General features: G+C 69.8%; 27 protein-coding genes and 1 riboswitch. Of the genes, 7 read left to right on the forward strand and 20 right to left on the reverse strand.

The window, feature by feature from the left end:
• The 5 genes from pyrE to ACQFZP_RS16775 form a co-directional block, all read right to left on the reverse strand.
• Window positions 1–549, reverse strand: coding sequence for an orotate phosphoribosyltransferase (gene pyrE, locus ACQFZP_RS16755; protein WP_179555858.1), 549 nt, complete (start codon window positions 547–549; stop codon window positions 1–3).
• A 29-nt stretch (window positions 550–578) separates the two neighbouring features.
• Window positions 579–782, reverse strand: coding sequence for a hypothetical protein (locus ACQFZP_RS16760; protein ID WP_211892143.1), 204 nt, complete (start codon window positions 780–782; stop codon window positions 579–581).
• A 303-nt stretch (window positions 783–1,085) separates the two neighbouring features.
• Window positions 1,086–1,922, reverse strand: a complete 837-nt coding sequence (locus ACQFZP_RS16765; RefSeq protein ID WP_211892144.1) for an alpha/beta fold hydrolase — start codon at window positions 1,920–1,922, stop codon at window positions 1,086–1,088.
• A 116-nt stretch (window positions 1,923–2,038) separates the two neighbouring features.
• Window positions 2,039–3,130 carry a GNAT family N-acetyltransferase gene (locus ACQFZP_RS16770; RefSeq protein ID WP_211892145.1) on the reverse strand — a complete coding sequence of 364 codons (1,092 nt, stop codon included), beginning with the start codon at window positions 3,128–3,130 and terminating at the stop codon, window positions 2,039–2,041.
• Window positions 3,127–3,996: a DUF1684 domain-containing protein gene (locus tag ACQFZP_RS16775; protein ID WP_211892146.1), complete on the reverse strand. Its 870-nt coding sequence runs from the start codon at window positions 3,994–3,996 to the stop codon at window positions 3,127–3,129. The genes ACQFZP_RS16770 and ACQFZP_RS16775 overlap by 4 nt, the downstream gene beginning before the upstream one ends.
• A gap of 232 nt (window positions 3,997–4,228) precedes the next feature.
• Here ACQFZP_RS16775 and ACQFZP_RS16780 point away from each other — a divergent pair, with 232 nt between their 5' ends.
• The 3 genes from ACQFZP_RS16780 (at window position 4,229) to ACQFZP_RS16790 (ending at window position 6,614) form a co-directional block, all read left to right on the forward strand.
• Window positions 4,229–5,497 (forward strand): ammonium transporter, encoded by a 1,269-nt coding sequence (locus tag ACQFZP_RS16780; protein WP_104310262.1) that lies wholly within the window; start codon window positions 4,229–4,231, stop codon window positions 5,495–5,497.
• Between the two features lie 141 nt (window positions 5,498–5,638).
• On the forward strand, window positions 5,639–6,217 hold the full coding sequence (locus tag ACQFZP_RS16785; RefSeq protein ID WP_211892147.1) for a hypothetical protein: 579 nt from the start codon (window positions 5,639–5,641) through the stop codon (window positions 6,215–6,217).
• Between the two features lie 70 nt (window positions 6,218–6,287).
• Window positions 6,288–6,614 (forward strand): ATP-dependent DNA ligase, encoded by a 327-nt coding sequence (locus ACQFZP_RS16790; RefSeq protein WP_249312680.1) that lies wholly within the window; start codon window positions 6,288–6,290, stop codon window positions 6,612–6,614.
• On the opposite strand, the gene ACQFZP_RS16795 is transcribed toward ACQFZP_RS16790, so the two are convergent.
• From ACQFZP_RS16795 to ACQFZP_RS16805, 3 genes are all read right to left on the reverse strand, one after another.
• Window positions 6,611–7,273: a lytic transglycosylase domain-containing protein gene (locus tag ACQFZP_RS16795; RefSeq protein ID WP_104310259.1), complete on the reverse strand. Its 663-nt coding sequence runs from the start codon at window positions 7,271–7,273 to the stop codon at window positions 6,611–6,613. The genes ACQFZP_RS16790 and ACQFZP_RS16795 overlap by 4 nt on opposite strands.
• Before the next feature lie 424 nt (window positions 7,274–7,697).
• The gene (locus ACQFZP_RS16800; RefSeq protein WP_211892148.1) at window positions 7,698–8,060 is read right to left on the reverse strand and encodes a DMT family transporter; all 363 of its coding nucleotides are present in this window, start codon (window positions 8,058–8,060) and stop codon (window positions 7,698–7,700) included.
• 2 nt (window positions 8,061–8,062) lie between these two features.
• On the reverse strand, window positions 8,063–8,377 hold the full coding sequence (locus ACQFZP_RS16805; RefSeq protein WP_211892149.1) for a DMT family transporter: 315 nt from the start codon (window positions 8,375–8,377) through the stop codon (window positions 8,063–8,065).
• A gap of 10 nt (window positions 8,378–8,387) precedes the next feature.
• Window positions 8,388–8,454, reverse strand: a riboswitch (guanidine-III (ykkC-III) riboswitch).
• A 172-nt stretch (window positions 8,455–8,626) separates the two neighbouring features.
• Here ACQFZP_RS16805 and ACQFZP_RS16810 point away from each other — a divergent pair.
• Both ACQFZP_RS16810 and ACQFZP_RS16815 read left to right on the forward strand, forming a co-directional pair.
• Window positions 8,627–9,967, forward strand: coding sequence for an APC family permease (locus tag ACQFZP_RS16810; RefSeq protein ID WP_211892150.1), 1,341 nt, complete (start codon window positions 8,627–8,629; stop codon window positions 9,965–9,967).
• Window positions 9,968–10,096: 129 nt separating this feature from the next.
• Window positions 10,097–11,050, forward strand: a complete 954-nt coding sequence (locus ACQFZP_RS16815; protein WP_179555848.1) for a manganese catalase family protein — start codon at window positions 10,097–10,099, stop codon at window positions 11,048–11,050.
• A gap of 149 nt (window positions 11,051–11,199) precedes the next feature.
• Here ACQFZP_RS16815 and ACQFZP_RS16820 read toward each other — a convergent pair whose 3' ends face one another.
• A complete protein-coding gene (locus ACQFZP_RS16820; protein ID WP_211892151.1) occupies window positions 11,200–12,657 on the reverse strand; it encodes an HNH endonuclease signature motif containing protein in 1,458 nt (485 codons plus the stop codon).
• A 113-nt stretch (window positions 12,658–12,770) separates the two neighbouring features.
• Between ACQFZP_RS16820 and ACQFZP_RS16825 the strand changes: the two genes are divergently transcribed.
• Window positions 12,771–13,271 carry an MSMEG_6728 family protein gene (locus ACQFZP_RS16825; protein WP_179555846.1) on the forward strand — a complete coding sequence of 167 codons (501 nt, stop codon included), beginning with the start codon at window positions 12,771–12,773 and terminating at the stop codon, window positions 13,269–13,271.
• Here ACQFZP_RS16825 and ACQFZP_RS16830 read toward each other — a convergent pair.
• The 8 genes from ACQFZP_RS16830 to ACQFZP_RS16865 form a co-directional block, all read right to left on the reverse strand.
• Window positions 13,207–14,757 carry a PepSY-associated TM helix domain-containing protein gene (locus ACQFZP_RS16830; protein WP_211892152.1) on the reverse strand — a complete coding sequence of 517 codons (1,551 nt, stop codon included), beginning with the start codon at window positions 14,755–14,757 and terminating at the stop codon, window positions 13,207–13,209. The genes ACQFZP_RS16825 and ACQFZP_RS16830 overlap by 65 nt on opposite strands.
• Window positions 14,754–16,019: a Dyp-type peroxidase gene (locus ACQFZP_RS16835; RefSeq protein WP_211892153.1), complete on the reverse strand. Its 1,266-nt coding sequence runs from the start codon at window positions 16,017–16,019 to the stop codon at window positions 14,754–14,756. Before ACQFZP_RS16835 ends, ACQFZP_RS16830 begins: the two co-directional genes overlap by 4 nt.
• Window positions 16,019–16,624, reverse strand: coding sequence for a copper chaperone PCu(A)C (locus tag ACQFZP_RS16840; protein ID WP_211892154.1), 606 nt, complete (start codon window positions 16,622–16,624; stop codon window positions 16,019–16,021). The genes ACQFZP_RS16835 and ACQFZP_RS16840 overlap by 1 nt, the downstream gene beginning before the upstream one ends.
• 117 nt (window positions 16,625–16,741) lie before the next feature.
• The gene (locus tag ACQFZP_RS16845) at window positions 16,742–17,446 is read right to left on the reverse strand and encodes a copper resistance CopC family protein (protein ID WP_211892155.1); all 705 of its coding nucleotides are present in this window, start codon (window positions 17,444–17,446) and stop codon (window positions 16,742–16,744) included.
• 140 nt (window positions 17,447–17,586) lie between these two features.
• Window positions 17,587–18,399 (reverse strand): hypothetical protein, encoded by an 813-nt coding sequence (locus tag ACQFZP_RS16850; RefSeq protein ID WP_211892156.1) that lies wholly within the window; start codon window positions 18,397–18,399, stop codon window positions 17,587–17,589.
• A 48-nt stretch (window positions 18,400–18,447) separates the two neighbouring features.
• Entirely contained in the window at window positions 18,448–19,668 is a 1,221-nt protein-coding gene (locus tag ACQFZP_RS16855) for a glycosyltransferase (RefSeq protein WP_211892157.1), read from the reverse strand.
• Window positions 19,665–20,366, reverse strand: a complete 702-nt coding sequence (locus ACQFZP_RS16860) for a lysophospholipid acyltransferase family protein (RefSeq protein ID WP_211892158.1) — start codon at window positions 20,364–20,366, stop codon at window positions 19,665–19,667. The genes ACQFZP_RS16855 and ACQFZP_RS16860 overlap by 4 nt, the downstream gene beginning before the upstream one ends.
• 54 nt (window positions 20,367–20,420) lie before the next feature.
• Window positions 20,421–20,954, reverse strand: coding sequence for a hypothetical protein (locus tag ACQFZP_RS16865; RefSeq protein ID WP_211892159.1), 534 nt, complete (start codon window positions 20,952–20,954; stop codon window positions 20,421–20,423).
• Window positions 20,955–21,124: 170 nt separating this feature from the next.
• Here ACQFZP_RS16865 and ACQFZP_RS16870 point away from each other — a divergent pair, with 170 nt between their 5' ends.
• Window positions 21,125–22,189 (forward strand): alpha/beta hydrolase, encoded by a 1,065-nt coding sequence (locus tag ACQFZP_RS16870; protein ID WP_307852956.1) that lies wholly within the window; start codon window positions 21,125–21,127, stop codon window positions 22,187–22,189.
• Between the two features lie 69 nt (window positions 22,190–22,258).
• On the opposite strand, the gene ACQFZP_RS16875 is transcribed toward ACQFZP_RS16870, so the two are convergent.
• From ACQFZP_RS16875 to ACQFZP_RS16885, 3 genes are all read right to left on the reverse strand, one after another.
• Window positions 22,259–23,281: an ABC transporter substrate-binding protein gene (locus tag ACQFZP_RS16875; RefSeq protein WP_211892161.1), complete on the reverse strand. Its 1,023-nt coding sequence runs from the start codon at window positions 23,279–23,281 to the stop codon at window positions 22,259–22,261.
• 75 nt (window positions 23,282–23,356) lie between these two features.
• Window positions 23,357–24,175 carry an amino acid ABC transporter ATP-binding protein gene (locus ACQFZP_RS16880; RefSeq protein WP_211892162.1) on the reverse strand — a complete coding sequence of 273 codons (819 nt, stop codon included), beginning with the start codon at window positions 24,173–24,175 and terminating at the stop codon, window positions 23,357–23,359.
• Window positions 24,172–25,284, reverse strand: a complete 1,113-nt coding sequence (locus ACQFZP_RS16885; protein WP_374100773.1) for an amino acid ABC transporter permease — start codon at window positions 25,282–25,284, stop codon at window positions 24,172–24,174. The genes ACQFZP_RS16880 and ACQFZP_RS16885 overlap by 4 nt, the downstream gene beginning before the upstream one ends.
• Between the last annotated feature and the right edge of the window lie 106 nt (window positions 25,285–25,390).

Here is a 25,390-nt window from a genome sequence, read left to right on the forward strand (position 1 = left end):
CTAGGCGAGGCCCAGGTCTTCGAGGCCGATGGCGGCGCGGTACGGGTAGCCCGCGGCCTCGATGATGCCCTGCGCTTCCGTGGCGCGGTCGACGATGACGGCGACGCCGACGACGTTCGCTCCGACCTTCTCGAGGGCCTCGATGGCCTTCAGCGGCGAGCCGCCCGTCGTGGAGGTGTCCTCGAGCACGACAACTCGTTTGCCCTCGAGGTCGGGGCCCTCGACCTGGCGGCCGCGGCCGTGGTCCTTCGGCTCCTTGCGCACGACGAACGCGTCGACGACCTTCCCCTGGGCGAGCCCCTGGTGCATGACGGCGCTCGCGAGCGGGTCGGCGCCCATCGTGAGGCCACCCACAGCGTCCACGGGCCCGAACTCCTCGATGAGGTCGAGCAGCACGCGGCCCATGAGCGGAGACGCGCGGTGGTCGAGGCTCAGCTTGCGGAGGTCGATGTAGTACGTCGCCTTCTTCCCGCTCGTGAGGGTGAAGTCACCGTGGAACACGGCTTCGTCGCGGATGAGTTCGATGAGGGCGTCGCGGTCTGTCGTCACGGGCCAAGCCTAATCGCCCGCCGCGCCCGTCAGTGCGCGGCGATGGCGTCCGCGATCGTGGCCCTCGGATGCGCGCGACGCCACTCCCGCAGGGCGGCCCCCGTTGGCAGGCCGTGGGCGTCGCGGCTCGGGGCCGGGCCGCCACGGTGCGCTGCGGCGGGCCGGGTCTCGTCGGCGCCGCTCGACGTCGTCGAGTCGAGCTCCTTGGTCTCCATCACGCTGTTCGTCTTCATCACGCCTCCTCCGGCCGGCGCCTGCCTGGCCTTCGTTGTCTCGGGATGCTTCCGGTCCTGCGAGTCGATCTGAGGCCAGCCCAGCAAGCCGGTCGACCTGCTGTCAAACGGACCGGGGGCTCATCGGCGTCTGCGGGGCACGATCCGCGATTCCCAGCGAATCCTGCGAGCCCTGCGATGACGGCGATGTCGGTGCATTCGCTGTCACCGGGCGCACGCCCACTGTGAGGTGCCCGTGAGACGCCGAAGACCCGCCCGCCAGGAGGTGGCGAGCGGGTCTCGGGGTCAGCACGGGGGCGAGGGTCAGCGGCTCAGGAACTCTAGCACGACCCGATTCCACTCTTCGGCGTGACTGACGTTGACGCCGTGGGGCGCATCCGCCACGACGTGCAGCTCAGAGCCGGCGACGGCTTCGTTGGTGCGGGCCCCGGAGCCCTCGAACGGCACGGTCGCGTCGCTGTCTCCGTGGATGACGAGCGTCGGCACCTTCACCGCCTGCAGGTCGTCGCGGAAGTCGGTGTTCGCGAACGCCGCCATGGCCTGCAGTGCGGCTGGCTTGAACGCCTGCTCCGTGAGCTCGACAGCTGCCCGCCGCTCGGCCTCGGAGACGACGAGGGTGCCGTCGACCGAGTAGAACGTGGTGATGAAGTCGTCGTAGAACGACTCCTGGTTCGCGGTGAGCGCGGCCGTCATCTTCGCGGCTTCCCCGGCCTCGAGGGGACCGTCGGGGTTGGCGGGCGTCTTCAGCAGGTACGGCGGCACGGCGGATGCGAAGACCACGCTGTGCACGCGCTCGTCACCGAACTTGGCGAGGTAGCGTGCGACCTCGCCGCCTCCCATGGAGAACCCGACGAGCGTCACGTCGCGCAGGTCGAGGGCCTCGAGGACGGCCTGCAGGTCGTCCGCGAAGTCGTCGTAGCTGTATCCGGTCAGCGGCTTGTCGCTGCGGCCGAAGCCGCGGCGGTCGTAGGTCACCACGCGGTGGCCGGCCGCCTCGAATGCCGGCACCTGGTGATTCCAGGCCTCTCCCGAGAGGGGCCAGCCGTGGATGAGCACAACAGGGCGGCCAGTCCCGCCCGTGTCGTCGACGTGGAGCTTCGTGTCGGTGAGCAGGCCGTGGTGAGCGAGGATCTCAGTCATTGGTTGCCTTCCCGCGCCGCACCCTGCGACGCTTCCACCATCATTCGGAACCGACCTCCGCGTCGGATCGGTGGCTCCTGGGCAACGTCCAGACTCGCGCGGGGCGGCTCGCTAGGTCACACGTCGATCGAGAACGCGAGCAGCTGGAACGGCGCGCGGCCGTCACCCGGATCGACGGTGCGCACGCGCGACTCGAGGATCGAGAACCCGAGGCGCTCGTACAGGCGGTGAGCGCGCACCATCTGCGGGCCGCTGTTCATGACGACTCGACGCAGACCCCGCAACCGTGCGAGCTCGATCACGAGCGTCGTGAGCGCGGCCCCGACACCGCGTCCGCGGGCGCTCGGGTCGACCGCCAAGAGCCGGAAGTCGAGCTCGTCCTCACGCTGCGGCAACGAGGTGAGGTGCTCCCCCGGCTTCGGCGTCGCGACGGATCCGAGCAGCTCGCCGCTCTGCGGATCCACCGCCACCCACACCTGATGGGCCGCCGCCCGCTCGCCGACGGAGATGATGTCGTCGCGGTAGCTGCCGGAGATGCTGTACTCGAGGTCGTAGGCGCGCAGCGACAGCTCGGCGACCGCGTCGACCTCGCTGGGTCGCACGAGCCGCACGACGACGCCAGGGGCGGGTTGCAGCTGCAGCCGGTAGTCGACGTGCGGGATGCGTCCCTCGCTCGCGACGCCGGGCTGGCCGGGCTCGTTGGTGCGCCGGTAGCCGAGCCCCTCGTAGAGCGCCTGCGCCGCGAAGTTGCGGTCACCCGTGTCGAGCACGAGCGCGGACGCACCCCAGCCGAGGGCGGTCTCGCTCGCCGCGAGCATGAGGCGCCTCGCGACGCCGAGCCGCTGGGCGGTCGGCGAGACGGCGAGGAGCCGAACCTCCGCCTCGTCGGCGACCGCGAGCCGCGACGGGCCCGTGCCCGCCCGGGCGATGCTGAGCGTGCCGAGGATCTCGCTGGCCTGCTCTGCCCGACGCTCAGTCAGACGCTCCGCCACGAGCACGCTGCCCGCCGCGGCCCGGCCTTCGACGTCGCGCACGAGGCGCTGTCGCTCCTCGCCGACGGGCAAGTGACCGTACGGCCCGGCCGCGAAGGCCGCCTCGCTGACCCGGACCACCTCTGACCAGTCGGCGGGCCGCGCCTCGCGGACGCGCACAACCGCGGGCAGTGTCGCACGTGCATCCTGCGTCGCGACGGGTGCGGTCTGCGTCATGCGGCGGGCTCACTCCCCGCGTCGTCGCCGGCCTTGGACAGCGGCGTCTTCTCGCCAGCCTCGATGCCCACCGGCAGCCGGTTCTCGGCGGGAGGCAGCGGGCACGTCGCGAAGACCGTGTACGCGCACGGCAGGTTCACGGCGCGGTTGAAGTCGACCGTGACGCGGCCGTCCGCATCCGGGGCCGACACCGACAGGGCGCGGTTCGCGGCGTACGTCGTGAGGCCGCTCGTCGCATCCGTGAACAGCACGAGCAGTGAGCCAGACTCGTGACCGTTGAACGCCGTGAGCGAGAACCGCTCCCCGCGCAGCTCGAAGGTGACCTTGCCCGGAGAGGAGTACACGTGCTCGAGCCCCTCGACGGCCGCGCCGACCGTGACGTCGCGGGGCTCGTCGAACGCCTCGAAGCTGCCCTCGGCGCGCCAGCGCAGGTTGGGCAGGTACGTGGGGGTGCCCGAGTAGGAGGCCAGATAGTCGTAGTCGGGGTCGCGGGGGCGCACGATCGTGAAGCCGCCGCGCTTGGCGATCTCGATGAGCACCTTCCCGGCGCGGGCGCTGACCCCGTCGCGCTCGGCGATGCACGGGAAGCGGTGAAGGCGCGGACCCTGCAAGAGCAGCCCGTCGGCCTCGAGGGTCTCGCCGTCTGCGAGGTCGACAACCGCCTGACCATCCTCAAGCGACCAGGCACCTGGGATGCCCTCGATGGCCTGCGGTTCCTCCGAGAGGAACGTGAGGCTCGTCACTGCGAGGAACCCGTGCCCGTCGGTGCGCCGCTTCTCGTGCTCGACGTGCCACGCCTCCCAGTCTCGGTTGAACTGGGCGCGATCGACGGATGCGTCTTGGACGAGGGAGGCCGAGGTGCTCATGCGGGGATGGTAGGCAGAGCCCACCCGCAACCGTAAGACCGCAGCTACGCCGGACTACTCAGGGCGTCACATTGCGCAAGGCGACACCGCGGTTCGTGCGACACCGCGGAAACACGCCGGACATGAACTTCATTCGTTCGCGTAACACCACGGTCGCACAGGCGAAACAGCCTGAGCGCAAGCTGAGTGCACCCCGACGCCCACGGCGTCCCTTGCAGAGAGGTCTACAACGATGGATCAAGGAAATACCGCATTCATCCTCTTCGCGGCGGCGCTCGTGCTGCTGATGACACCTGGACTCGCCTTCTTCTACGGCGGCCTCGTGAAGGCGAAGAGCGTGATCAGCATGATGATGATGAGCTTCGGCGCGATCGGCCTGATCGGCGTGCTGTGGGTGCTCTACGGCTACTCGATCGCCTTCCCGGCAGCTGACGGCCTGAGCCCGCTCTTCGCGATCGACCCGTCCGCGATGGGGCTCTCCAGCCTCCTCGAGGTCCCGGAAGACGCCGCCTACCCGCCGCTCGCGTTCGCCGCCTTCCAGGCGACCTTCGCGATCATCACCGTCGCCCTCGTGTCCGGCGCCATCGCCGACCGCGCGAAGTTCGGCTCGTGGATGATCTTCGCCGGCATCTGGGCGACCGTCGTCTACTTCCCCGTCGCCAGCTGGGTCTTCAACTTCGGCCTCGCCGACGACGGCTCCTTCGCCTACGGCGGCTGGATCACCTACGGGCTGCAGGAGACGTTCGGCGTCGGCGTCATCGACTTCGCCGGTGGCACGGCAGTGCACATCTGCGCCGGTGCGGCGGCCCTCGCCCTCGCCCTCGTCCTCGGGCGTCGCGTTGGCTTCGGCAAGGGAGCGCACGTCCCCCACAACCCGCCCTTCGTCCTCCTGGGCGCCGGCCTCCTCTGGTTCGGCTGGTTCGGCTTCAACGCCGGCTCCGAGCTCGCCGCTGACGGCGTCGCCGCCCTCGCCGTCGTCAACACCATCGCGGCCCCCGCGGCGGCGCTCCTCGCCTGGCTCGTCGTCGAGAAAATCCGCGACGGCAAGCCAACCTCGGTCGGTGCCGCGTCCGGTGCCGTCGCCGGTCTCGTCGCCATCACCCCGGCCTGCGCATCCCTCGACCCGGTCTGGGCGATCCTCCTCGGCGTCATCGCCGGTGCGGTCTGCGCCCTCGCGATCGACTTCAAGTTCAAGCTGGGCCTCGACGACTCGCTCGACGTGGTCGGCATCCACCTCGTCGGCGGCCTCATCGGAACCCTCTACCTGGGCTTCTTCGCCAACGGAACCGGCCTCTTCCTCGGCGGTGACGGCACGCAGCTCCTCGTGCAGGCCATCGCAGCCTTCGCGGTCATGGCCTACTCCTTCGTCGGCGCGTTCATCATCGGGTTCGTCATCCACAAGACGATCGGCTTCCGCGTGAAGGACGAGGACGAGATCGCAGGCCTCGACACCGTCTCGCACGGTGAGGCCGGCTACGTGCTCGAGGATGCCCGCGTCTAGCATCCGCCCCGCACGACGAGCATCCGCTCACTGACCATGAAGGTGGCGGCACAGTCTGCAGACTGGCCGCCACCTTCTGGCCTCTCCCCCCTGACAACGGGGTTCCCCAGCAACCGAGCTTCGTAGATTGGATGCCGTTCGATGAAGATCGTCACGCCGCAGTCGCTGCCACGGGAACGGCTCGGCACCGACCTTCGCTCCGGGAGCGTGCACGAGATCTGGCGCGACCCGGACGACGAGGTCGATCCGAGGTGGAGCCTGTCGCTCGTCGACGTGAAACGCAACGTGAAGTCGCTGCACCGGCCCGAGGGAACCGTCGACCACTGGCTCGGCATCAGCGGCCCGCAGCTGCGACTCGTGGATGGCACCCGGCAGGAGAAGGTGCGGGCCGACCACCAGATCGTCGTCGAGTCGACGACCCCGCTCCTCTTGCTGCGCAGCTCCATCGGGCGCGCGAAGAGCACCAGGCTGCTGCGGGTGACCCGCAAGTCGGAGATGCAGCCCATCATCCTCGGCCGGGTCTTCGTGAGCGACCCCATCGAGTTCGACCCCGACGTTCGAGCCATCTACCTCATCAGCGGCCGCCTGAGCCTCGGCGGCACCGAGCTCGCCGAGGGCGAGGCCGCGATCTTCGACGAGTCCGCCCCACCGGTGATGCACTCGGACGGGGCGTTCGTCGCGACCATGGCGATTCCCTGCGTCGAGATTGGCCCTGACTAGAGGAAACTCTATGATTTGTCAAGAGATTCGGCGCTAACTGCCAGGTTCAATAGCGTCGTCTGGCGCGGAAATGCTCACTGCATCCGCGCCAGACAACACTATGGGCACCTTCATCTATGACAACACACCAACCGAGTTCGACGACCGAGTGCTCGCGCACCTCGAAGCCGTCGTCGGAACGAAACTCAGGCGCGGCGAGTCGTTCCTGTTGAGCTGGCGCAACGACGCGCTCACCGGCGGCGGCCGCGACGCCGTCTGGATGAGCGCCAACGTCCCGGTCCTGTTCAACTACCGAGGCGAGCGGCCGACCGACCTCGACCGTCGAGTCCTCGCGCACCTGCTTCGCATGGCCAACAGCCCGGGCGGCGTCGTGGCGCCGAGCGCAGAGGACCTCTAGCTCGCGTAGAGCTCCGCGTACCCCGCGACTTCGCGCGCGTACTCGGCCGGCAGGTTGTACGCCGAGATCGCCGTGTTCCACCCGTCGTCGGTGGTGAGGTCGCCGCCCCGCTCGCACAGGTAGGCGGCCGCCGTCTGCACGGCGTCGTCGATGTGGTGGGGGTCGGCGACCCCGTCGAAGTTCGCGTCCTGCCCGTGCTTCGCCCACGTCTCCGGGATGAACTGCATCGGGCCGACTGCCCGGTCCCATTCGGTATCACCGTCGAGGGCGCCGCCGTCGGTGTCAGGAATCGCGAGGAATCCCTCGCTGCCGTCGAGGGGCACCCCGATGATGGGCGGCTCGACCTGGCCGGAGTCCAGCACCTGCGACCCGCCGTAGGTGCCGTGCTTGGACTCGACCGCACCGATACCGGCGAGCGTGTTCCAGCCGATGCCGCACTCCGGCCGCGTCTCCGCGACCCGGATCGCGGCCCCCGCGTACGCCGAGAGGGCGCGGACCGGGATGCCCGTCGCATCGGACGTCGCCTGCACCCAGGCGGGCGAAGCGAGCTCCGCAACCGGCACATCCCAGATGCCGAACCCGGCCGACTCGGGCAGCTGCTGCGGCGGCGCCACCGGGTATCCCTCAGCGGCAGGGTCGAGGTAGGGTTCCGTCTGCACCTGCGGCTCCTGCGCCCCACTCCCCACCTCGTCCTCGCCGTACGCGGGCGAGAAGAACGACCCGGCGCATCCCGTCAGCAACGAGGCCGACGCGACGCCGGCACCGAGAGCCGTGAGGAGACGGGCGCGAGCGGGGGAGCTTGCGGACGAGACGATGATGCGGGCCCTTCCTGGGGTCGGGACGTGGGGGTGCCTGGGGTCGAAAGGGACAGCGTACGTGCGGCCACGGACGCTCGACTGGATGCGCGCCGAGGGCCGCCACGATCGCGGTTCGCAATTCCGGTCGCCGACACGACCAGCAAACTTCGGTGACGACGGGGGCGTTCGCGTCCGTTGAGCGTCCGTCAGGCGCGAGTTGTCGCCGAAGTTTGCCGCACAGCTGTCCGCCAGGAGGAGGTGGGCTGCGATCAGCGCGCGGCACAGGTCAGAGCGCCGGAGGCGCCACGGGCTCAGCGATCGCTTCCTTCTTCTTGTCTGGCACGAGCTTCAGTCCGATGACGGCGAGGATGATGCCGGAGATGAAGACGGCCTTCCACGGGGAGAACGCTTCGTCGCCGGTCGCCATCGCGTAGATGACGGTGAGGGCCGCCCCGATGCCGACCCAGACGGCGTAGGCGGTGCCGATCGGGATGCGCGCCGCCGCCCAGCCGAGGCCGAGCATGCTGAGCACGACCCCGACGAAGAAGACGATCGTGGGGAGGGGCTGCGTGAACCCCTCCGACTGGCCGAGGGCGGTGGCCCAGACGGCTTCGAGGATGCCGCTGATGACGAGTGCGATCCACGCCATGGTCAGCTCACCACCTTGAGGCCGATGACCGAGCCGACGAGCAGCACGAGCAACAGGACCCGTGCGACGGAAACCCGCTCCTGCTTGGTGACCATCGCCCAGATGACGGTGAGCGTCGCGCCGATGCCCACCCAGACCGCGTATGCGGTGCCGGTCGGCAGCTGCGTCATCGCCCACGCGAGGCCGGCCATGCTGATGGTGAGCGACACCAGGAAGACGACGACGGGGACGGGCCTCTTGAAGCCCTTCGAGGCGGAGAGCGCTGAGGCCCAGACGGCCTCCAGCATTCCAGACAGAATCAACACGAACCAAGCCACGACGGCTCCTCCTGAGTCAGTCTTGTCGTGGTGCGGGTACTGCTCCCTCGTCCGCAAGCCCGATTCCGGGGCTTCAAGGTTCAACGGTAGCAACGGGCCGCTCCATTGGCCAGGCCGGAGTCGCGTGCAGTGCGGATGCACAGGGCCGCGGGTACTCAGGGCCGCGGGTGCACGGCCGGCGCCGTTGCATACGGCGACGTACCTGACAAGGGCGAGGACTACCCTCCGGATGCGCGCGACAATCGGGGCATGTCCCCCACATCTTCCCCGTCGTCGACCCCGGCCCTCAAGCGCGACGTCACTGGGCTGCTCCTGTTCGTGTTCATCCTCGGCGACGTGCTCGGGGCTGGCATCTACGCTCTCGTCGGCACCATCTCCGGCGAAGTGGGCGGCGTCACCTGGTTGCCCCTGCTGGTGGCGCTCGGCATGGCACTGCTGACGGCCGCGTCCTACGCCGAGCTCGTCACGAAGTACCCGAAGGCGGGTGGTTCGGCGGTGTTCGCGCAGCGCGCGTACCGCTCCGAGTTCGTGTCGTTCATGGTGGGATTCTGCATGCTCGCGGCAGGTGTCGTCAGCGCGGCCAGCCTTGCTCTCGCGTTCAGCGGCGACTACCTCGCCACGTTCATCGACCTGCCGCCGGTCGTCGGCGCATCCCTCCTGCTGGTGCTCATCGCGCTCGTCAACCTGCGCGGCATCAAGGAGTCCCTGCGCTCGAACATCGTCATGACCTGCATCGAGCTGACGGGCCTCGTCCTGGTGGTGGTGCTCGTCGGGGTGCTCGTCGGGAACGGCGGCGGTGACATCGGCCGGGCTGTGTCGTTCGGCGACGACATCAACCCGTTCCCCGCCGTGCTCGGCGCGGCCCTCCTCGCCTACTACTCCTACGTCGGCTTCGAGACGAGCGCGAACCTCATTGAGGAGGTGCGCGAGCCGTCGAAGGTCTACCCGAAGGCGCTGTTCTTCTCACTGCTCACGGCGGGCTTCATGTACATGCTCGTCGGCACAGCAGCATCCATCGCCGTGCCCTCCGACGAGCTCGCCGAGTCCACCGGTCCGCTCCTCAACGTCATCGAGGCGACCGGGGTGCCCGTGCCGGCCTGGCTGTTCAGCGCGATCGCCCTCATCGCGGTCGCCAACGGCGCGCTGCTGACCATGATCATGGCCAGCCGCCTCACCTACGGCATGGCGGGCCAGGGGCTGCTGCCTCGCATGCTGGGGCGCGTGCTCCCCGGGCGACGCACCCCGTGGGTCGCGATCGTCGTCACCACGGTCTTCGCGATCGTGCTCACCGCGACGGGCGGCATCGCCGTGCTCGCCGAGACCGTCGTCATCCTGCTGCTCATCGTGTTCCTCAGCACGAACCTCGCCGTGCTCGTGCTGCGCCGAGACAAGGTCGAGCACGCGCACTTCAAGGCCTGGACCGTGCTCCCCGTGCTCGCGATCATCTCCTGCATCGTGCTCCTCACCCAGCAGAGCGGCGAGGTGTGGCTGCGCGGCGGCATCATCGTGGCCGTCGGGGTCGTCACGTACGTCGTGCTGCGCGCCATCCGGCGCTCGAAGAACTCGCGAGCGGCGACGCCCGTGGAGTAGCCGGTATCGCGCGTTCTACACCTTCGGGCCCGGTTCGCGGTACCCCTCTTGAAAACACAGGCGCGGTTGATGGTCTCTCGGTACCGGCGCATCCGCGTCGAACCGGAACGATGACGAGGAGACTCCCCCATGTACTTCCACGCACAGACCTGGATCAACGACATCGCCGACGGCGAGCCAGACCCCGCGGCCGCGAATGCCCTGCAGGAGGGGCTCGGCGGGCAGTTCGGCGAGATGCGCACCATGATGCAGTACCTCTTCCAGGCGATGAACTTCCGCGGCCCGACGGCGAAGCCGTACCGTGACCTCATCCAGGGCATCGGCACCGAGGAGATCAGCCACGTCGAGCTGATCGGCACGACCATCTCCCGGCTGCTCGATGGGTCGCCCGAGTACACGGGCAAGCTCACGGACCCGCTCGACAAGCCGGGTGCCGGCGGCGCGACGCCCTTGAAGATCGCCCTCGACACGAGCAACATTCACCACTACCTGGTCGGCGCGCAGGGTGCTCTGCCCGTGGATGCGGCGGGCAACCCGTGGAGCGGCAGCTACGTCTACAACTCCGGGAACCTGCCCCTCGACCTGCTCTACAACCTCATGCTCGAGTCGACGGGGCGGCTGCAGAAGTGCCGCATCTACGAGATGACCGACAACCCGACGGCGCGTGGCACGATCGCCTACCTGATCGTGCGCGACCAGGCGCACGAGAATGCGTACGCGAAGGCCCTCGAGACGCTCGGCGTGAACTGGAAGTCGCTGCTGCCCATCCCGAAGACGAACGCCGAGTCGTTCCCCGAGGTGAAGGAGCTGCTCGACCTGGGCCTGCAGAGCAAGCAGTACTCGTTCGACCTCGACGGCAAGTCGGAGGCAGGGAAGATCTTCCAGGGCGACTCGCCTTCGAAGGACGGCACGACGTTGGACGCTTCGGAGCAGGCCCCCGCCGGAGCTCCGTCGTTCATCGCCCACGAGCGTCTGGAGGAGTTCGCGCCTGGCCTCGACACCGACCTGCTCGCCCTCATCCAGGCGACCGCAGAGCTCGAGCTCTCCGAGATCAACGGGTTCTACGGGCCGACGACGGCGTAAGTCCAGGGCACAGGCCGGGGCACAGGCCGGGGCAGGGCAGCCCAGCTCCTCACCGCAGCTCGTCCGCTCTGCAGCTCCTTGTCGCCGCACCGCGCGGCGGCGGGGAGCTGCGGGCGTTCACGAGAGTCGGGGAACGAATCGGAGCCCGGTCAAAACGGTGGAGGGTCGAGGCCCGGCATGATGCCCGGCTCCTCGCCGGCCCTCGGTCCAAGCCCGGGCCCGGGCTGCTGCGCCCGGTAGGCAGTTCCTCCGATCTCGAGGCCCGGTTCGCCGGGCGGGGAGGGTCCGAAGGTGACGCCCCTCGGTTCGGGAACATCCTTCAGCGGGATGCCCGTGGGCGATGTCCATTCCATGACTCCGCCGGGCAGCTGGCAGACCTCCCAACCGGTGTTGCCTTTGACCGTGTGGTTCCAGCGACAGAGGTCAGCGAGGTTGACGAGGCTCGTCGGCCCGCCTTCAGCTGCCGGGATCGTGTGGTCGAGGTCGCAACGCTCTGCAGGGAGCCGGCATCCCGGGAACCTGCAGTGCACATCCCGAGCCCGCAGCCACGCGCGCATCGCCTCCGTCGGCCGGTAGCGGTCGACCTCGACGACCGTTCCAGTGATCGGGTGGGTCAGGATGCGCTCGAAGGCCGGTGCGTTGGCTGCGAGCGCCTTCGCGACGCTCATCGGGATGGGCGTGACGCCGTCGAGGAGCGCGGGCGTCGTATCGAGCGCGCGGCCGTCGCCGTCGCCGTCGCCGTGCTGAGCGTGGAGCATCGCGAGCGCCGGCAAGGTGATGGACACCTTCGCGGTGATGCCCGCCGCTTCCGGAGAGGTCGTCAGCCTGCCCGTGAGCAGCAGCTCGGCAAACACGTCGGCCCGCACCTGGTGGAAGGTCCGCGGGTCGTCGGAATCAGAGCCCCGCGCCGCGATGATGGCCTTCGCGATCTCGGACAACCGCCCATCGATCGCCGTGAGCACCGGCAGCGAGTGCCGCGCGCCGAGCGACCCCATGCCATCCGCCTCACTCGAGACGAGCACGGCCCGGGACGTCATCGACTGCTCGTAGCGTTCCTCGAGCGACGACGCCGTCAGCCGCTCCGCCTGCTTGATGGCGAAGTCCTTCAGCCTGCCCGGTGACGTCGAACGCGCCTTCTCGAGCGCGAGCTGCACGAACAGCTCGCGACGCGCGGCCTGTTCCGCGGGGTCCTCGTGCACGACGATCGTTCCCGCCTCGCACACGATGCGGGCATGCGCCATCGACACCTCGCCCGCCGCGAGCGCGGCATGAACGAGCGGGAAGTCCTCAGTGAGGATCGCCGAGCGGCCCATGATGCCAGACACCGCCTGCCTCGAGGTCTTCGTGACCGCGGCGATCTCCGCCTTCCACGAGCGAAGCGCCCACTCCTGCTCGAGTGTGCCCTCGCGCTCGTCCTCTGCGAGGGCCGTCCGAGCCGCGAGTGCGTAGACGCGCGCCTGCTCAGCCTGGGCACGGGCGAGATCAGCGTCGGCATCGACGATCGACCGGACCACCAGGAAGCGCTCGAGCATTCGCACGCGCTCCACCAGCGAGTCGGGTGGCCTCCACCCCTCCGGGATTCTCGTCGCGAGTGCTTCATCGATCATGCGATCAGCTTCCACCCGACCACCGACATTCTTGGTCCGGTCCGAGAAGATCGTTCGGGAAGCTGCCGACACCCTCCCCGCGTCCGCGGATCCCCGCACGGTAGAACGGATCGATGCAGACGTTCCTCCCCTATGCAGACTTCGCAGAATCCGCGCGGGTGCTCGACCGGCAGCGCCTCGGCAAGCAGCGCGTCGAGACCCTGCAGGTCATGAAGGCGCTGACCGTGCCCGGTTACGGGTGGCAGCAGCATCCCGTCGTGAAGATGTGGATCGGCTACGAACGGGCCCTCCTCGACTACCAGGGCGCGTTCTGCGCGGAATGGGTGGGACGCGGTTACGCCGACACCTGCGCCGAGAAGACGCTTGCCGTCTTCGAGGAGGCGGCGACCAGCAGAGGGCCGGACTTCAGGGTGTCCGACCCTCCACCTTGGCTGGGCGACGAGGCACTCCACGAGTCGCACCGCTCGAAGCTCATCGCCAAGGACGAGGAGTTCTACGGCGCTCTGTTCCCCGATGCGGAACGCGGCCTCGACTACGTGTGGCCCGGCGTCACCTCGAGTCCAAGCTCGAACCCACGCTCCGACCCGCACTCGAGCCATCGCTCGCGGGACTGACCCCGCCGGCCCGCTGACCGCGCGGCAGGTCGGACGGCCGCGCCCCGGATCGCGATCGCCGACGAGCGAGCATCCCGACCGTGACGTCGATGGCCAGGAAAACGATCAGGCTCACGCCCATCAGCGGCAGGAACATGCCAAGCGCCACGGCCACGGCGAGCGCGAGCAGCACGCCCCACCACGGCGCGCGGCGCAGCGCTCCACGAGGCGGAGCGGCACCGACCAACCGCGACGGGTCGTGCCTCGGCCGACGCTGCCACCACATCACGTACCCCCACACGACCATCGCCGCCATACCCACCGCAACCGCGAAGAGGACCAGCTGATTGGCGAGGCCGAACAGCGAACCCATGTGCAGGTCGATGCCCCAGCGGCTGAGCTTCGCGACCGGCCCGAACTCTGCGAAGTCGACCCGGTCGACCACCTGCATGGTCGTGCCGTCGATGGCAACCGCATCCACCTCCGTCGGGAAGCTGCGCTGGATCTCCTGCACGACCCACGCCGTGCCGGGTTCCGCCGGCGGCCGGATCTCGACGAGCCCGGTGTTCACGTTCACCTCGCGCGCGATGGAGAGCACCGAGTCGTAGGCGCCCGGGCTCAGCTCGCCAGCATCGAGGCTCGGTGTCACACCCCCGTGCCCGTGGCCAGCATGCTCTGCGTGCTCATCTGCGGCCGCGGCGCCGGCGCCGTCGAGGCTCGTGCTCAGCGCGGGCGTCGTCCATCCCACCGCGGCTCGCAGCTCCGTGAAGTTCGCTCCCCCGTACTGCGACCACGTGATGCCCGTGGCCGACAGGAACAGCGCCCCGGCCAGCACCCAGATGCCGGTGGATGCATGCAGGCTGCGGGTGCGCGCGAACCCCGTAGCGAGCAGGTTCGGCCGCAGCAGGTTGCGCTGCTGCGTCGCCCGTTTCGCCGTTCGCGCCCGCCGGTACCTGGTGGCCCAGAGCCCTGCCCCTGCAAGCGCGACGACCCCGAGCCAGGATGCCGCGAGCTCGCTGTAGAGCCGTCCAGCATCGCCGAGGTGCAGGCTTCGGTGAAGCTCGGAGATCCAGGTGCGCAGCGGCAGCGAACCGGACGTGCCGTAGACGGGCAGGTCACCGCGCACCTCTGCCGTCGCGGGGTCGAGGAACACCGCCCGTGTCGTGCTCTCCCCGAGCGTCGCATCCGCGTACATGACCCGCGTCGTATCGCCCGGGTTCGGGGCCGGACGCACGGCGACGATCGTCTCGTCCTGCCCGACGTGCGCGTCTGCGGCCTTGATCTGCTCTCCGAGCGGCAGGGCGCTCTCGGAGACCGGCGCATGCAGCTCGTGGTCGTAGACCAGCTGCTCGAGTTGCGGGGTCAGCGCGTAGAGTGCGCCGCTCAGCGCCGCCACGAGGATGAACGGGCCGACGAAGACGCCCGCGAGGAAGTGGAGGCGCATCAGCAGCTGCCCGAGCCACCCAGTGCTCGAGACGCGCCGGGCGCGCGGTCTTGGTCCGCTCATCCGAGGATCCCCTCGCCGACGTAACCGCCTTCCGCGCATCCGGGCGGCACGACGAACACGGCAGACCCGATGGGCGTCGTCCACTCGTTGAGCAGGTCGAGCTCGTCGAGGCGCTGCTGGATGGGCACGAATTGCGCATCCACGTCCGCGTGGAAGGCGATGAAGAGCAGCCCCGAGTTCGAGATCTCCTCCCCCGTGGGCGCATCGTCGTAGTTGTAGGCGCGACGGAAGAACCGCTCCGACGTGTCCTCGGATCGCGCCCGCCGGATGTGCGAGAACTCGGCGATGACGGGAAACCCGGCCGCGTTCTCGGCCGAGAAGTCCGGCTCGTCGTGCTCGTCCGTGCCGGTCAGCGGGGCGCCGTTCGCGAGCGTGCGGCCAACCGACTGCTCGCGACCGCTGCGGTCGAGCCTGTCCCACTTGTCGAGGTCCATGCGGATGCGCCGCACGACCATGCCCGTCCCGCCCGCGAACGCGCCCTCGCGAATCCAGACGAGCTGCTCGAAGTCGAGCGTCGGAGGCGCCGGGTTGACGGTCCCGTCGACCTGCCCGAACAGGTTCCGCATCGTGGTGCCCGGGGCCTCCGACCCGCGCGCCCGGCGGAACCCGGGCTGCGTCCACCGCACCGTCGCGAAACTGCGCGTGTCCTTCAGCAGCATCCGCAACGCGTGGGCGACCGTGAACGGGTCGTCGGACGCGACCTGCAGCAGCAGGTCGCCGTCGCTCCACGCCGCCTCGAGCCGATCGATGCCGAACGGCGGCAGCGGGCGCAGCCAGGCGGGCGCCTGCATTGCAGTGGTGGATGCGCGCCGCACGAACTCGGGACCGAACCCGAATGTCACCGTCAGGTTGGCCGGCAGGTGCGCGAGCTCGGGTTCGGAGTCGGCCAGTGCCGGCTCACCGCGGGTGAGGCGCGCCGCATCGTCGGTCAGGAGCTGCATGAGTCGCCGCAGCCCAGCGCGGTCGATGCCGTCTCGCAGATCGAGGGCGACGAGGGTCGCGTGCGCCTGCGGCACGGTCGCGATGCCCGCCTGGTGCGGCCCGTAGAACGGGACGACGCCTGACCCGGTCAGCTCGCCGGCACCGCCCGGGCTCGCGTCGGCAGCCGCATCCGCCGCTCCCGCTGGCTCTTGGCGTCCCGCGAGACGGAGCGCCTGGTCGGCGCCCACGGCCGCGACCGCGCCGAACCCGGCGACAGCACCCCCGAAGAGGAGCTGTCGCCGAGTCGGGCGGGGGCGACCAGGGCTCTGGTCGCCGGGCACTAGCTGTTGTCCGCGTCGTCGCCGTGCTCGGCGTGGTCCATGTCGGAGTGGTCCATCTCCATGTCGCCGCCCATGTCGCCGTCTTCGTAGTTCTCGTTGGCCCCGGCGTAGTCCTTGGCCGGGGCAGTGAAATCGAGGGTCGACTCGTCCGAGAACGTGAGCGTGAAGCTCAGCTCGTCCCCCGCGACAACGGGCTCGGGCAGGTCCATGAGCATGATGTGGTTGCCCCCGGGTTCGAGCGTCAGCGTCTCGCCGGGGGCGATCGTGAACCCGCCACCCTTCTCACGCATCGTCATCTCGCCCGTCTCGTTCTCGACGGTCTCGTGCAGTTCGAGCGCGGTGGATGCGGGGCTCGCGACCGACACGATCGTCACGTCCCCCGCACCCGTGTTCTCGATCTCGCCGAACGCCGCTGACATGCCGGAGTCGGCGGCCTTCACCCAGGCGTTCTCGACGGTGACGGATTCGGCGGCGGGACCCGCCGAGGCGGCGTCGGGGGTGGCCGTCGACCCGGCGGCCGTGCATCCGGTGAGGACGAGCGCAGCAGCAGCGAGGAGGGCGGCCGCTGCGAGGGGGCGAGGGAGGTTCGTGGTGGTACGGGTCATGAGCGTGGTTCCTTTGCGGAGAGAGAAGAGAGAAGGAGTGGCGGCGGCGTCAGCGCGCATCGGTGTCGGCCTCAGCCGATTCAGGCTGCGCCTGACCGCCCTTGCGTGCGCGGACGATCAGCCAGGCGACACCGAGCGCGACGAGCGCCCCGAGCGCGCCGATGAGCAGCATCCGCGGCACGTCGAACGCCGCTTGCGAGGTGATCTCGGACGTCGGCTGGGTCGTCGCGCCGGAGGGTGACTCGGACTCGGAGGGCGCCGCCTCAGCGGGGGCGGGGGCGGGGTCGGGTCGCGGTCAGCGGTGGCCGGGTCCGAGGGTGCCGGTGCCGCGGGCGCGTCCGCCGCCGTGGGATCGCCGACCGTGAACGGGATGGTGCCCGTGATCGGGTGCCCATCCGAGGAGACGACCCGCCAGTTGACGGTGTACGCGCCGTCGGGCAGGGTGTCGTCGACGGCGCTCGTGACCGTCGTCCCGTCGATGACGGGCTCGCCGGTCGCCCAGTCGCGGCCCGCGGCGTCCTGCAGCACGATCATCGGGCCGATCTCCATGATGTTCGCGGAGTAGCTGAGGGTGATGTCCGGCGGTGACGTGTCGAGCGACGCGTCCGGCGATGGCGAGCTCGCGATGAGCTGGTCGTGCGCCCGCGCTGGGGTCGCACCGGCGAACCCCAGGAGACAGGCCATGAGCAGCGCGATGGCCGTGACGGCGAGTCTCCTCGGTGCTGTCGGGGCAGCTGTGGTCGGTGTGCTGCCGGTCGTGGATGTTCTGCGCGCCGGGGGTGTCCGGCGCGTCGTGGATGTTGGTGCTGAGTCGAAAGACATCTCGAGAGTTCCTCGGGTCTGTCCGCCCGCGCACGAAGGCGTCGCGCGGAAGGCGCGCGAGCGTCGCGGACGGAGAATGATCGACGCCGACCGGCACCAGACAGCACCTCAGCAGGGAAGCTGAGACGAGAGCTGTGGCGCTAGTTCGAGGTCGCGAATGCTGGGAGCATCGCGACCGCGGGCGGGCCTCGGCGCCGCAGGGTGCGCGCAGCGCGCACCGGCAGCGCGGGCACCCAGGGCAACTCGAGCGGCGCCGAGTCGATCACCGCGGCGGGGCGCACGGCGCGAACGAGGAGCAGGAAGATGCCGCGAACGAGCGGCCGAAGCAGCTCGACGGCGGCGTGCCTCACGCGCGCGAGACTCGCGAGGAGGGCCTCCCCGAAGTACAGGGCAAGCGCCGTGAGCACCGCGGCGAACGCGTGCATCGCCCACATGAGCGGGCCGTCGTGTCCGAGGTGCAGGGCGGTGGTCGGGGAGCTGACGCCCGAGCCCGACGCGAAGTCCGCCATCGCCGACGAGGCCGCGAGCTGGCCGTGACCCGCGTGCCCGGCATGCGCATCCGCTGCGCTCGCCGAACCGCTGGCGGCCGGCGGCGTGCCGAGCACGAACAGCGTGTGGAAGAGGAACTGGCTCGCGCCGACAGACAGGGCGAGGCGAAGCGAGTCGGTGCGGATGCGAGCCAGCAGCAGGCAAGCGAGCACGGCCAGCGCAAACGGCAACGCGACGCCGAGCAGGCCGGGCATGCCGCCGCCGGCGAAGACGTGCGAGGCGAGCGCGATGAACGTGGAGACCGATGCTGCGACGAACGCGAGCCGAACTCGGCGCACCCGTGCGGCGTCTCGTGGCCGCGCATCCACGGGCGGGGCCAGGGCGGGGTCTCGGTCGAGGTCGAGGTCGAGGTCTAGCGGGTCCACTTCCCCCACGGCGGGGGTCAGCAGGCCGGCGGAGGTCACGCCAGAAGTCTACGCACGTCTTCTACTGCTCGTAGACGCGGTGCGTGGTCATGCCTCGTAGGCGCGGCCCTTCCAGGCGACGCTGCGGCGCCCCGCCAACGCGTACACGGGCAGCACGAGCAGCGGGCTCATCGGGCCGAGCAGCCCTTCGGCGAGGTCGAGGGGGCGTCGCCGCCCCGCGATGAGGTTGGAGACCGTGCGATCGAGCAGGCCCATGAACCGCACGAGGCGAAGGATGCGCCCGGTTGCGCGCGACTCCCCCGCACCGGGCAAGAAGGGCAGGACCCACGGCAGCGAGTAGACGCAGACCGTCAGGAGACTCGTCGCCAGCATGAGCGCCCGCGACCCGTGATGGAGGCCGAGGAGCGACTTCGCGAAGCCGCGCACCGAGCTCCGGTACCCGTCGTACATGCGCACACCGATCGCGCTCCCACCCCGCACGGTCACGACTCGGCCGCCAGCGGCGCGCATCCGTTCGGCGAGACGCATGTCTTCCACGAGCTCACCGCTCACCGCCACGTGGCCTCCGACGCGGGCGTAGGCGGCGCGCGTGAACGCCATGACCTGGCCGTTCGCAACGACCGGCGCCCTGCGCCCGTGCAGGGCCATCGGCACCGACCCGAGCACGACCGCGTCGTTGAGGGGCGTGATGAGCCGCTCGCCGAGGGTCCGCGTCTCCTGATGTGGGAAGACCGTGAGGAGGTCGGCCCGGGATGCACGCATGGTCACCAGCAGCGCGTCAAGCGCACCGGGGTTCCAGCGCACGTCGGCATCGGTGAAGACGAGCACATCGTCGGGCCTCGGCGGCTCGGGCGCCTCGCCGGCGGCGGCGAGCTGCGCGCACGCCCAGTTCTTGCCCGTCCACCCCTCGGGGCGCGGCGCACCCCGAAGCACGCGGGCACCCGCGGCCTCGGCGACCGCGCGGGTCGCGTCGGCCGACTCGTCGTCGAGCACGACCACCTCGTCGGCTCCCTGACCCAGGAATCCGGGCAGCGTCTCCCGCAGCGTCGGTTCCTCATCGCGGGCAGGGATGAGCAGCGCGACCCGCGGCGCGGATGCGTGGCCCGAGCGCTCAGCCGGAGCTGGTGAGGCCGACGATCCAGGCCCGGTCCCAGCACGGGCACGGGCGCGGCTGGTCCCGGTTGCCGTCGCGGCCGCCGCCCGCAGGCTCGGCTGCGTCAGCGCGTTCGCGAGCAGCACGATCGCCCTCGCGCCGAGGTACGCGAGGGAGACTCCGGCGACCACGCGGCTCACGAGCGACCGGTTCACTCGCGGCCCCGCTCGCCCTGACGACCAGGACGAGCCCTGAAGCCCTCCGGCCTGGTCAGGAACGCGAGCATCCGTCCGGCGAAGCCGACTCTGTCTCGGCGAAATCGTTGCGCGTCGAACACGATGCGGTAGCCCGGCAGGGGCCGTGCGGGGTCGGCGGCGTCGAGGGCCCGGTCGAGCTCCTCGAGCATCGACCCGAGCGCGGCGGCGAGCTGCTCGGGGCGCACGGGCGCGCCGAAGCGGATGAACGCCTCGGGTTTGGCCGCCCCGCGCATGACGACACGGATGGCGACGGGGACCAGCGGAACCTCGGCGCGCGCCGCAACCCATTCGGCGCCCGGGTGCAGCGACGCGAGCCCGCGCCCCGCGCGCAGCTCGCCCTCCGGGAAGATGAGCGCCCAGTCGCCGGCGCGCGCACGGTCGGCGAGCGTGCGGACCGCCCGCGGGGGCACTGCCCCGACGAGGCGCAGGAATGGGAAGCGGCGCAGCTGCTCGTCGCCCATCATGACGGCCACGTCGAACCCGGTGTTCCTGGCGTAGAGGCCGATCAGGTAGGCGTCCCACCATGAGCCGTGGTTGGCGGCGAGCACCGCGCCGCCGCTCGGAGGCCGGCCGGTGACCGCGATCGACAGCAGGCCCGTCCGCACGTCGCGCACCGCGCTGCGCACGAGCAGCGCGCGAGCCAGGCGAAGCATCATGGTGTGCTCGACGCTATCGCAGCACGCGACGCGACAAGCCGGGAAGCGGGTCGTTCACCAGCCGCGGAGGGCGGCCGCGACGACGCCGCCCACGACGATCACGAAGACGAGCAGGTCGGTCCAGGTCGCGACGAGCTCGTTGGTGCTCTTGCCGCGCTTCGCGAGGTGCCGGATGCCGGCGAGGCCCAGGTAGATCGCGCCGGGAAGCGCGCCCACGAGTCCCCAACCGGGGACCAGCGAGGAGACCAGTGCGACGGTGCCCAGGCTGAGGTTCGCGAGCCCGAGTTCCTGCACCACCTGCGCGGTCGCGGCGCCGGTCGCGTTGAGCGTCTGCATGCGCGTACCGGCAGCGTGTTCCTCAGGCTCATCGCTCTCGTCGGCGGCGGCGGCCCCGAGGATGGTCTGCGTGGTTCGCAGGGGGTTCGTGAGCTGACTGATGCCCGCGACGATGAGGCGCGACCCGACGCCCCAGAACGCGAACCAGATCCCGAAGACGAGCGCTGGATTGCCGCCCGCGACACCCAGGTGCACGCCCCCGAAGAGCAGCGGGAGCACCACCGTCTGGAGGATCACGAGGAGGGCGTACATGCATGGGCCGTTCGGCGTCGGGATGCTCGCAGGAGCGCCACCGATCTGGGCGGTCGGCGCTGCATCGCTGCATCGAGGAGGGGGTGATCTGCAACATATTGCATACCCGGGCTCGCGGACAACACGGCGGTGTGCGTCTGCATGGATCGCGGTACTGGAAGAATGCGAGGGTGAGCATCCCCCCGAGTGTCACGCCGAGACCAGCCAGGAACGCAGCGAAGCCCTGGTACCGCCGCAAGAGCAGGACGGTGCCGCTCGGCGTGCTGTCCGCCGGCCTTGTCGGCGCGATCATCTGGGTGTCGACGCCCTGGCCCGCTGCCATGGTCATCCGCGGCCTGTTCGAGCTGGATGCGAAGCGCACCGTCACCGAGATGGAGGCCTTCGCGCCGACCGCTGACAGCCTGCAGTCGCAGCTCGATGTGCCGTACGGCGGCGGCGGTTCGGACACGACCTTCAACCTGTACTCACCCGCCGGCACGACCGAGGCGCTGCCGACGGTCGTGTGGATCCACGGGGGCGCGTGGATCTCGGGTGGCAAGCAGAACGTCGACCCGTATGTGCAGATCCTCGCCGCGGAGGGGTTCACGACGGTCGCCGTCAACTACACGGTCGCGCCGGAGGCCACCTATCCGACGGCGCTCACGCAGCTCAACGAGGCGCTCGCGCACCTGACGGCGAACGCGGCCGAGTACAACATCGACCCGAACCAGATCATCCTCGCGGGCGATTCCGCGGGCGCGCAGCTCGCGAGCCAGCTCGCGGCCCTCGCCACGAACCCCGAGTACGCGGAGCTCGTCGGCCTCGCCCCGGCGCTCGCCGCCGACCAGCTCGCTGGGATGGTGCTGAACTGCGGCATCTACGACGTGAGCGGCATCCCGAGCGCGCCTGGCCTCGGCGGCTACGGCTTCCGCGTGGCGCTGTGGGCGTACCAGGGCGACAAGGACTGGGCTGACACCCCCGCAGGGCAGGAGATGTCGACCCTCGACTACGTGACCGCCGACTTCCCGCAGACCTGGATCTCGGGCGGCAACGCCGACCCGCTGACCGCGAACCAGTCGCAGCCGTTCGCGACGAAGCTGCAGGGCCTCGGCGTGCCGGTCACCGCGGTCTTCTACCCGGAGGACCACGAGCCGGCGCTGCAGCACGAGTACCAGTTCAAGCTCGAGGGGGCGGATGCGCAGAGCGCGCTCGCGTCGACCATCGACTTCCTGAAGTCGGTCACGTCTTCCGACTGATCGCGAAACCCGCCGCGCCCTCGGGCTTCGAGGACGCGGCGGGTTCCGTCACTGACGAGTGGGAGATGGCTACTCCTCGCGCGGCAGGCCCGCCGGGTTCACCTCGGAGACGTCGATGCGCTCTTCCTGCAGGCCCCAGCGGTCGAGGATCGCGTCGTACTGGCCGTTCTCGATGGCGTGGTTGAGGACGATCTCGACGGCTTCGATGAGGCCGTTGTCCTTCGCCGTGCCCGCGGCGATCTGCGCGTTGGCCGGGAAGCCGCCGTTGATGGTGCCGACGAGCTTCGTCTCGCCGTCGCTCGCCGCCTTGAACGCGGCCGTCGCATTCGGACCGAAGGTCGCATCCACTCGTCCGGACTGCAGGGCGAGCGTGCCCGCCGCGTCGTCCTCGTAGTACTGGAAGTCGACCGGTTCGAGCCCGGCTGCCTGGTTCTCCTCGTCCCAGGCGACGAGGATCTTCTCCTGGTTCGTGCCGGCGCCGACGATGACCGACAGTCCCGCGACGTCCTTGGCCTCGGTGATCGACTCGATCTCGCTGTCGGCCTTCACGTAGAAGCCCAGCACGTCCTCACGGTACGTGGCGAAGTCGAAGAGGTCCTTGCGCTCCTCCGTGACGGTGACGTTCGAGGTGATCAGGTCGTACTTGCCGGACTGCACACCGAGAGGCCAGTCAGCCCACGCGGCGACCTCGCCCTTGAGCTCGAGGCCGAGCCCGTCGGCGATGAGCTGCGCGAAGTCGGCCTCGCTGCCCAGGCGCGTCACGTTGTCGTCCTCGGCGAGGAAGCTGAGCGGCGGGATGTACGCGCTGCCGACGACCGTGAGCTTGCCGGCCTCAGCGGGCTGCCAGCCGGACGCCTCGAGCGCGGCGATGGCCTCTGGCACCGGGTCGATCTGCGGGCGGCCGTCGACGTTGGCGCTGGTCAGGTCGAACTCGATGAGCCCGCTTGCCGGCTGGGCACCGTCGGGCTCGGCTGCCGTGACCGGGGCCGACTGGCCATTGACGATAAGGGTCGTGGCGACGACCCCGATGACGGCGAGTGCCGCCACACCGCCGGCGATGACGCCGACCTTCTTCTTGTTGAGCTTTGCCATGAGAGGCACCTTTCGGAGTGGATGCGTTGCTGAAGTTCTGAAGAGGAATGCGGGCAGGGATCGGCCCGCTGCGAGCTAGAGCACCTTGCGGATGAAGTCCTGCGTCCGGGGGTGCCGCGGGTTCGTGAGCACCTGCTCCGGCGTGCCCTGCTCGATGATGCGACCCGCATCGAGGAACACGATGCGGTCTGCGACCTCACGTGCGAAGCCGATCTCGTGCGTCACGATGACGAGCGTCGTGCCGCCGTGCGCGAGCTCGCGGATCACGTCGAGCACCTCGCCGACCAGTTCCGGGTCGAGCGCGCTCGTCGGCTCGTCGAAGAGGAGCACGTCAGGCTTGAGGGCAAGCGCCCTCGCGATCGCGACGCGCTGCTGCTGCCCGCCGGAGAGCTGACGCGGGTAGTGGTGCTCCTTGCCCTCGAGGCCCACGCGCTTGAGCAGTCCCCGCGCCTGCGCGTCCGCATCCGCTTTGGAGGCCCGCTGCAGCGCGACCGGAGCGGCCGTGATGTTCTGCAGCGCGGTGAGGTGCGGGAACAGGTTGAAGTTCTGGAAGACCATGCCAACCCTCGTCCGGCGGCGAAGCGTTTCAGCTTCGCGCAGCTCGAAGAGGCGGTCTCCCTTCCTGACGTAGCCGATGTACTCGCCATCGATGAGGATCGATCCGCCGTCGACGGACTCGAGGTGGTTGATGGTGCGCAGGAGCGTCGACTTGCCGGAGCCGGACGGGCCGAGGAGCGCGACGACCTCGCCCGGTTCGATCTCGAGGTCGATGTCGTGCAGCACCTCATGCGCGCCGTACGACTTGCTCACGCCGCACACGCTGACCTGCCCGGATGCTGCGCTGCTGCGCTCGAGTTCGGCCTCGGCGTTCCGGGTGATGGTTGCCTGGCTCATGCTGGGATCCCGTTCTTCTTCCGGTCGGCCTTGGTGTCAGCGGCTGCGCGCCCGTCGGGTTGTTCGGGCTTCTCGCGCTGTTTCTCTCTGCCTCCGCTTTGCTCACCGTCGTCGAGCAGCGCCCACTTCTCGGAGATCCAGGCCCTCGCCTTCTGGATGGGCGTCGGCGGCAGCTCTCGGTGCGCGCCTCTCGAGAAGTGGCGCTCGATGTAGTACTGCGCGATCGAGAGGAGCGTGGTGATGATGGCGTACCAGACGACCGCGACGAGCAGCAGCGGGATGATGCGCTGGTTGCGGTTGTAGATGACCTGCACCGTGTAGAACAGCTCGGGCAGCGCGACGACGAACACCACCGAGGTGCCCTTCACGAGGCCGATGATCTCGTTGAACGCGTTCGGCGTGATGGCGCGTGCCGCCTGCGGCAGGATGATGCGGAAGAAGCGGTACCGGCGCGGGAGGCCGAGCGCGGCGGATGCTTCCAGCTGGCCCTGGTCGACCGAGAGGATGCCGGCGCGGATGATCTCCGCCGAATAGGCCGCCTGGTGCAGGGAGAGGCCGAGCGTCGCGGCGGCGAACGAGGAGATGAGCTGCACGGTCGGGAACTCGACGAGCCAGAAGTCCGTCGTGAACGGCGTCCCGAGGCCGAGCGTCGGGTACAGGTAGCCGAGGTTGTACCAGACCACGAGCTGCACGACGAGCGGTACGGAGCGGAAGAACCAGATGAAGCTCCACGAGAGGGAGTTCAGCAGCGGCGACTTCGAGAGGCGGGCGACGGCGAGGAGGGCGCCGAGGATGAACCCGATCGCCCCGGAGAGCACCGTCAGCTGCAGGGTCAGGATGAGCGCATTGACGACGATCGGGCTGAAGAAGTACTCGCCGAAGACGTTCCACTCGTAGCGCTGGTTCGTGACGAGCGACCACGCGAACTGGGCGACCGCGAACACGGCGACGGCGGAGAGGATCCAGAGCACCCAGTGCTTGGGGTGCACGACCTTGAGGTGCTCACCGGGCCCGAGCGTCTGCATCCGGCGGCTCGCCAAGGGTGTGGCGTCGTCCGGCGGCGTCGACGGCGGGCTGTCGGTGGTCGGTGCGGTGTCGATCTGTGACATCGCGTTCTCCTCTCGGCGGACCCTCCGGCGGAGGGGCTGACCCTCAGATGCGAGGGCATGTCGAGAAGGTATTGGCGAACGGATGCCCGTCAGCAGGGGCCGGTAC

Origin of the sequence: Pseudoclavibacter sp. Marseille-Q434, from assembly GCF_050315415.1 — a bacterium.
Taxonomy (GTDB): Bacteria; Actinomycetota; Actinomycetes; order Actinomycetales; family Microbacteriaceae; genus Pseudoclavibacter.

What these genes read in the sequence shown, in the direction of transcription:
- ACQFZP_RS16780 (WP_104310262.1), top strand. Translation starts at nt 4,229, where the DNA reads ATGGATCAAGGAAATACCGCATTCATCCTCTTCGCGGCGGCGCTCGTG.
- ACQFZP_RS16880 (WP_211892162.1), bottom strand. Translation starts at nt 24,175, where the DNA reads ATGAGCCAGGCAACCATCACCCGGAACGCCGAGGCCGAACTCGAGCGC.
- ACQFZP_RS16830 (WP_211892152.1), bottom strand. Translation starts at nt 14,757, where the DNA reads ATGAGCGGACCAAGACCGCGCGCCCGGCGCGTCTCGAGCACTGGGTGG.
- ACQFZP_RS16815 (WP_179555848.1), top strand. Translation starts at nt 10,097, where the DNA reads ATGTACTTCCACGCACAGACCTGGATCAACGACATCGCCGACGGCGAG.
- ACQFZP_RS16775 (WP_211892146.1), bottom strand. Translation starts at nt 3,996, where the DNA reads ATGAGCACCTCGGCCTCCCTCGTCCAAGACGCATCCGTCGATCGCGCC.
- ACQFZP_RS16785 (WP_211892147.1), top strand. Translation starts at nt 5,639, where the DNA reads ATGAAGATCGTCACGCCGCAGTCGCTGCCACGGGAACGGCTCGGCACC.
- ACQFZP_RS16820 (WP_211892151.1), bottom strand. Translation starts at nt 12,657, where the DNA reads ATGATCGATGAAGCACTCGCGACGAGAATCCCGGAGGGGTGGAGGCCA.
- ACQFZP_RS16770 (WP_211892145.1), bottom strand. Translation starts at nt 3,130, where the DNA reads ATGACGCAGACCGCACCCGTCGCGACGCAGGATGCACGTGCGACACTG.
- ACQFZP_RS16765 (WP_211892144.1), bottom strand. Translation starts at nt 1,922, where the DNA reads ATGACTGAGATCCTCGCTCACCACGGCCTGCTCACCGACACGAAGCTC.
- ACQFZP_RS16865 (WP_211892159.1), bottom strand. Translation starts at nt 20,954, where the DNA reads ATGTACGCCCTCCTCGTGATCCTCCAGACGGTGGTGCTCCCGCTGCTC.
- ACQFZP_RS16885 (WP_374100773.1), bottom strand. Translation starts at nt 25,284, where the DNA reads ATGTCACAGATCGACACCGCACCGACCACCGACAGCCCGCCGTCGACG.
- ACQFZP_RS16860 (WP_211892158.1), bottom strand. Translation starts at nt 20,366, where the DNA reads ATGATGCTTCGCCTGGCTCGCGCGCTGCTCGTGCGCAGCGCGGTGCGC.
- ACQFZP_RS16825 (WP_179555846.1), top strand. Translation starts at nt 12,771, where the DNA reads ATGCAGACGTTCCTCCCCTATGCAGACTTCGCAGAATCCGCGCGGGTG.
- ACQFZP_RS16845 (WP_211892155.1), bottom strand. Translation starts at nt 17,446, where the DNA reads ATGTCTTTCGACTCAGCACCAACATCCACGACGCGCCGGACACCCCCG.
- ACQFZP_RS16840 (WP_211892154.1), bottom strand. Translation starts at nt 16,624, where the DNA reads ATGACCCGTACCACCACGAACCTCCCTCGCCCCCTCGCAGCGGCCGCC.
- ACQFZP_RS16790 (WP_249312680.1), top strand. Translation starts at nt 6,288, where the DNA reads ATGCTCACTGCATCCGCGCCAGACAACACTATGGGCACCTTCATCTAT.
- ACQFZP_RS16800 (WP_211892148.1), bottom strand. Translation starts at nt 8,060, where the DNA reads ATGGCGTGGATCGCACTCGTCATCAGCGGCATCCTCGAAGCCGTCTGG.
- ACQFZP_RS16875 (WP_211892161.1), bottom strand. Translation starts at nt 23,281, where the DNA reads ATGGCAAAGCTCAACAAGAAGAAGGTCGGCGTCATCGCCGGCGGTGTG.
- ACQFZP_RS16760 (WP_211892143.1), bottom strand. Translation starts at nt 782, where the DNA reads ATGAAGACGAACAGCGTGATGGAGACCAAGGAGCTCGACTCGACGACG.
- ACQFZP_RS16810 (WP_211892150.1), top strand. Translation starts at nt 8,627, where the DNA reads ATGTCCCCCACATCTTCCCCGTCGTCGACCCCGGCCCTCAAGCGCGAC.